Source organism: Steroidobacter sp. (genome assembly GCF_016790065.1).
GTDB lineage: Bacteria > Pseudomonadota > Gammaproteobacteria > Steroidobacterales > Steroidobacteraceae > Steroidobacter.
In genome coordinates, this window is the sequence record NZ_JAEUPY010000858.1 from 1 (window position 1) to 5,588 (window position 5,588).

Below are 5,588 nucleotides of genomic sequence, written 5' to 3' on the forward strand. Positions count from 1 at the left end.
TCCACCGGCCAGTCGCTGCCGAACGCGATTCGTGCCCCGGCCGCGGCGAGGCGACCAGCAGGCTCGAGAGCCTTCATTCGCTCCGGACCGAAATAATCTTTCAAACCTAGCGTGTCACCTGCCGGCTTCTGCCACTGGAACGACAGCACAGGCGTGGCATCGAGCGCCTTGAAGCGAGGCAAATCCGCCGCAGCGATGATTTCGTTGTGAGCGATGGCCGGCCGAATCGACGCACCAGGCAACGCTTTACGAAGTGCCGCGATTCCATCGAGCGCTGCACGGACCGCGGCATCGCCATCAGCATGCAAGTGCGGATCGATGCCGGCCCGGCCGAGTGCGGTGAGAACGTTCGCTAATGCCTCTGGCGGGAAATAAACATCGGGACCGCGGCTCGTGCCTGGCCCCCATTTGGGATGATCGGTGGTGCCGGTGTTCTGTCGATACGGCTCCAGCATCGCGCCAGTGAGCGCAGGCGCCGAAATCACACCGTCCATGAACAACTTGGCATTGCGCACCGTGATTCCCGGCGCGCGACTGATCGGACCTTCGTCGAACTGCTTTCGAATCGACACCACTCGGGCGACCGCTTTATCCAAAGCACCGACCTCAGCAGGCTCGATCGGCGGCGCGAAGTGCGCACGCGCGGTGAGTTTGCCGTTCTTGCGAACTGTCGCGAACGCTGCCACGTCCTCGCGCGATGCCGCCGCATCGAGAAAACTCGTGACGCCTTGTTTGTTCATGGCTGCGAGCGCAGCCAATACAGCCTCGACATCCTGCGCCGGAGTCGACTTGGGCAACAGCGCTGCGAATCCTTCGAACGCCGCGTCTTCCAACAAGCCGGTCGGCTCACCCTTGGCATCACGCCAGATCTTGCCTCCAGGCGGATCCACAGTGGCCGCGGTGATGTTTGCAAGTTTCAACGCTCGTGAGTTGGCGAGCACCGTGTGACCGAACGACGAGCGCACGATGATGGGCCGCTTGGTCTGTAATGCATCCAGCGTCGCATGGCTGGTGACCACACCGGTGGGACGCATGTTTTCTTGGAACCAGTTGACCACTTCGAGCCAGGCATTCGGCGCTTCGCCCCGGGTCTTGTCGAGACACGCTTGGACCCGCTGCTGCAGTTCCGGCACGGTCAGTGACTCGTAGTTCAGGCTGCATTTGAGCAGCGTCGCACCCGCTGAGCCGGGATGCATGTGGCCGTCGACCAGGCCGGGCATCAGGAAACGTCCTTTGAGATCCACCACCACGGTCGCCTTACCGACGTGAGGTGCAACCCCCTGCTCCGCCCCCACGTAAACAATGCGTCCCTCTCGAACCGCCAGGGCCTGCGCCTGAGAGCTGCCCGCGTCGGCCGTGAAGATCACTCCATTGCGATAGACGCGATCGGCAGCGGGACCACCCGGCTGTGCTGCCAAGACCGCCGCAGTAGTCAGCAGCAGCGACGACGAAGCGACCCAGACGCGCATCGAATGAAGCATGATGAGATCCTGTGGCGACCCGAGGCGCAGCTATCCTACTGCGAAAGTCGAGCCTGATGTCGGCTGCCACCGAGCTCGACCGTCCTTGAGAAGACTTGCCATCCCCAGGAGCGTCCCATGAATCCCATCCTCACCGCTTTTGCACGCTCGCCGGATCGCGGCCGGGGCCTGGCGCGTGACATGCGCGTTCGCTGGGCTCTCGAAGAAGTGGGCCAACCGTACGATGTCCAACTCGTCTCGTTCGCCGAGATGAAGCAACCCGAGCACCGTTCGCGGCATCCGTTCGGCCAGATCCCGACTTATCAGGAAGGCGATCTGACGCTGTTCGAGTCTGGGGCCATCATTCTGCACATCGCCGAACGCCATCCGGGCCTGCTACCGACCGAAGCGAATGCCCGGGCGCGAGCGATCACATGGATGTTTGCCGCGCTCAACACGGTAGAGCCGCCGATTGTTGAGTTCGGCTTGGCCAGCATCCTGGAACGCGACAAGAGCTGGTATGAGACACGCCAACCCATGCTCGAGAGCCGCGTCCGTGTGCGTCTGGACGAGCTAGCCCTTCGGCTGGGCGATGCCGAGTGGCTCGACGGCGCATTCAGCGCTGGCGACCTGCTGATGGTGACAGTGCTACGGCGGTTGGATGCATCGGGAGTACTGCAGAGTTACCCCAGCCTCTGCGCGTACATCAAACGCGGCGAGGCACGTCCCGCATATCAGCGTGCCTTCGCCGACCAGTTGGCCGTGTTCACCAACGCGGTCTAAGAAATGTTGTTCGGATCCCGGACCGGATCCAGATCGCCGGCGAATTTCAGTAGCTCGGCCATGCCGAAGTTCGCCGCGCCCAGCGTCGGTCGCCAGCCTGGGTTGCGCGACAGGAAAGAGTTCGGATCTCCCTGCAACATCCCGACGAACACTTCCGCCACGATGCGGGCACCGACCGCACCGAGTCGCTTACCGCCCTGCTGCTGTTGTGCTTCTTTCAAGATGTAGTACCACAGCGGCGTCTTCAGAGGCAGTTGCAGCTCTTTTAACTTCTGGCCATCCGCGTCACTGGTCAACTGCGCCTCGCTGAGTAACGGCAGCCCCATGAAGCCGGCCACGTCTTGAGCGGACGGCAAGCCCATCTTCAACGACCGCTGCAGATTACGAACGGCCAGCGACGCCGATTCGGACGCCGGAATGTTGTTGAGCTGGTGCAAGCGATTGGCGATCAATGGATCCAGCAACAGGCTCGGATTGGCCGCCGGTCCGTTGGTATCGAAGAATCGATTCCAGTCGATGATCCAATCGCTGGGAATGGGAATGTCGCGAGCGAACTTGACCGGATCGGGCTCGTTGCTGGACAGGCCGCTGAAACGAAACAGCAGCACCAGATTGGCCGGCGTCACGCCACCGTGATCATTGAACACGTCGTTGTAATCGTAGATCTCGCGCACCATGCTGTGCCCCATCCGATAGGCAGCCACCGAGAACTCCAACGGCATGTACGGCTCACCGAATTCGGATTGCTCCTCGAAGCGATAAAATTTCCGGCCGTTCTCGAGCACATCCGACAGCACCGCGTCGCCCACCAGCCGCCTGACGAAATCGTGCAAGACCACCCATTGGTAGTGCCATTGCACCAGCTCACGCGCGTCTTCGAAGACCGAGCGGACGATGACGACGTTGCCCTGCTCCACCTGCTGCGCCACTTTGTTATGAAAGCGCAGCATGGCGAGATGAGTCTGCGCGACGATCAGATTTTCATCGTTGCGAGGATCGCCGATGATGGCCAAGCCCTGCGGGCCACGAGGTAGATCGAAAGGCAGATTCGGCTTCATCGACGGCTTGCCGATGGATTGAGTGTTGGTCCGACCGATCTGCATCCGTGACGCATTCAGGCGCTGATACAGCTGCGGATCCGCCACCGGACCTCTGCCGTAAATGCTGTCGAGATCCAGCTTCGGCGAGCGAAAATTCAACACTGCGGTGGGATCGGCGATCTGCTCACCCAGCCCGGTGGTGTCGAGTGTGATGTCGTGGTCGATGAACTGACCCAGATAGGTGAAGCCCGCCGGGAATATCGGCGTTATCCCCGGAGGTGCCGCGCATCGCCTGACCGAGTTGTTCCAACGCCTGATCGGTGGTTCGCAGCGGCGGCAAATTAGCAAACATTCGTCCGAACTTTCCCTGCCGTACCGCGCCGCCGGTGGGTTGCTCATCGCCATTTCTGCGACCGAAACCATGGGCGCGCGAAAAGCCGCAAGGCGACGTTTGGCACTCCTGGTCCACGGCTGCAGTTTCGATGGATGCCTTGCCGGTGAATGGACATGAACTCATGACTGCCCTCTCCTTAGTTTTGCAACGGCCTTGTTAGTACCGGCGACGTTACGCCCGGAACGGTGGGCGCGCATCAGCCGAAAGGGTGGCCGTTGGTTTAGTCAGCCCCATTCGCTACCATCGCGCCTCTGCCGCCGTCCAAGGATCCCGAACGATGCCGAGCCGTGCCGCTGTTCTGTCGATCCTGCTCGCCGCCCTGCCGGTTATTACCTTGGCCGATCCGCCGCCACCGACGGACGCACCGGATTACTGGAAACTCCCCGAAGAGTCGCTGCAACAGGAGTTGAAAGAGACTGCGACGGACGAACGCATCCAGCTCGTGCCGATGCGCGATGGCGTGGGGCTTGCGACCAACGTGTTCCGACCGAAAAACGCCAAAGGCCCGTTGCCCACCATCCTGTGGAAGACGCCATACAACGAGTTGGGCATACGCGGCGCGTCGCTACGTTACGCAGTCGCGGCGGTGAGACGCGGCTATGTGTTCATCGTCCAGAACGAGCGCGGTCGATATTTCTCGGAAGGCAAGTTTCAAATCCTGGGGTATCCGCAGGCCGATGGCTACGACGCGTTGAGCTGGATCGCCAAACAGCCTTGGTCGAACGGCAAGGTCGGTACGCTCGGTTGCTCTTCATCGGCTGAGTGGCAACTCGCGCTGGCAGCACAGAACCATCCTGCGCATGCCGCGATGGTGCCGATGGCTGCGGGCGCCGGCATCGGCAAAGTTGGCCGATTCCAGGAGCAAGGCAATTGGTATACCGGCGGCGTGCCTCGCAGTCTGTTCTTCGTGTGGCTGTATCACGTCGACAATCCGCTGCGCGCGCAACTGCCAGCGTCGCTCGATCCCAAGATCCGAGCGCGCATTGCTCAGTACAACGATCTGGATGCGAAGAAGCCGGACGTCGAATGGACCAAACAAATAAAGCATCTGCCCATCGATGCGCTGCTGAGCGATCTGGGTGAGCCGCCCGGAACCTTCGAGGAACTGATCAAACGTTCGCCGGCCGATCCGGCCTGGCGCAAGGGCGGCCTGTATCACGACGACATGGGCTGGGGTGTTCCGGCGCTGTGGTTCAACAGCTGGTACGACGTCTCCATCGGCCCGAATCTCGAGTTGTTCAATCACGCGCGCACCGCGAACACCGATGCTGAGGCAAGCGCCAACCAATACGCAGTCGTCGCGCCGGTGGCTCACTGCCAGTACAGCAAACTCAGCTCCGATCTGGTCGTCGGCGAGCGTTCGATGGGCGATGCCAGATTCGACGTCGACGGCACCATTTTCGCCTGGTTCGACCGCTGGCTGAAGGGCACAAAGAATGCGTTCGCGCCGTCGACGCCTGCAGTTCGCTACTTCACGATGGGCGAGAACGCTTGGAAGTCCTCGTCACAGTGGCCGCCGAAACAGGCCCAGCCCGTTCGCATGTACCTGCGAAGCGGCGGCGGTGCCAATAGCTTGTATGGCGATGGCCGGCTGGAGCGCACTGCGCCGCCCGCCGGCGAGAAGCCCGATCGATTCACCTATGATCCGTTGAACCCGGTACAAACGCTGGGCGGTGGCGATTGTTGTAACGGCGGCCTCGTGCAGCCCGGTGCCGTCGATCAGCGTGTGATCGAGTCGCGAGCCGATGTGCTCGTGTACAGCAGCGAGCCGCTAACCGCGCCCCTGGAAGTCACCGGCTTTGTCGATACCGTGTTGAAGGTTTCATCCAGCGCCAAGGACACGGACTTTGCGGTGAAGCTGGTCGACGTGGCTCCGGACGGCACGGCCTATATCATTGCCGATACCATCTT

General features: G+C 61.5%; 4 protein-coding genes. 2 read left to right on the forward strand and 2 right to left on the reverse strand.

The window, feature by feature from the left end:
* On the reverse strand, positions 1–1,481 hold a 1,481-nt coding region (locus JNL55_RS34485; RefSeq protein WP_293865585.1), incomplete at its 3' end, for an amidohydrolase.
* 117 nt (positions 1,482–1,598) lie between these two features.
* Between JNL55_RS34485 and JNL55_RS34490 the strand changes: the two genes are divergently transcribed.
* Positions 1,599–2,243 carry a glutathione S-transferase family protein gene (locus JNL55_RS34490; protein WP_293865588.1) on the forward strand — a complete coding sequence of 215 codons (645 nt, stop codon included), beginning with the start codon at positions 1,599–1,601 and terminating at the stop codon, positions 2,241–2,243.
* Here JNL55_RS34490 and JNL55_RS34495 read toward each other — a convergent pair.
* Complete coding sequence (locus JNL55_RS34495; protein WP_293865591.1) at positions 2,240–3,682, reverse strand: peroxidase family protein; 1,443 nt, start codon at positions 3,680–3,682, stop codon at positions 2,240–2,242. The two genes, JNL55_RS34490 and JNL55_RS34495, sit on opposite strands and share 4 nt — an antisense overlap.
* 272 nt (positions 3,683–3,954) lie before the next feature.
* On the opposite strand from JNL55_RS34495, the gene JNL55_RS34500 reads away from it, so the two are divergent.
* Positions 3,955–5,588, forward strand: a 1,634-nt coding sequence (locus tag JNL55_RS34500; protein WP_293865594.1) for a CocE/NonD family hydrolase, incomplete at its 3' end; no start/stop codon positions are given.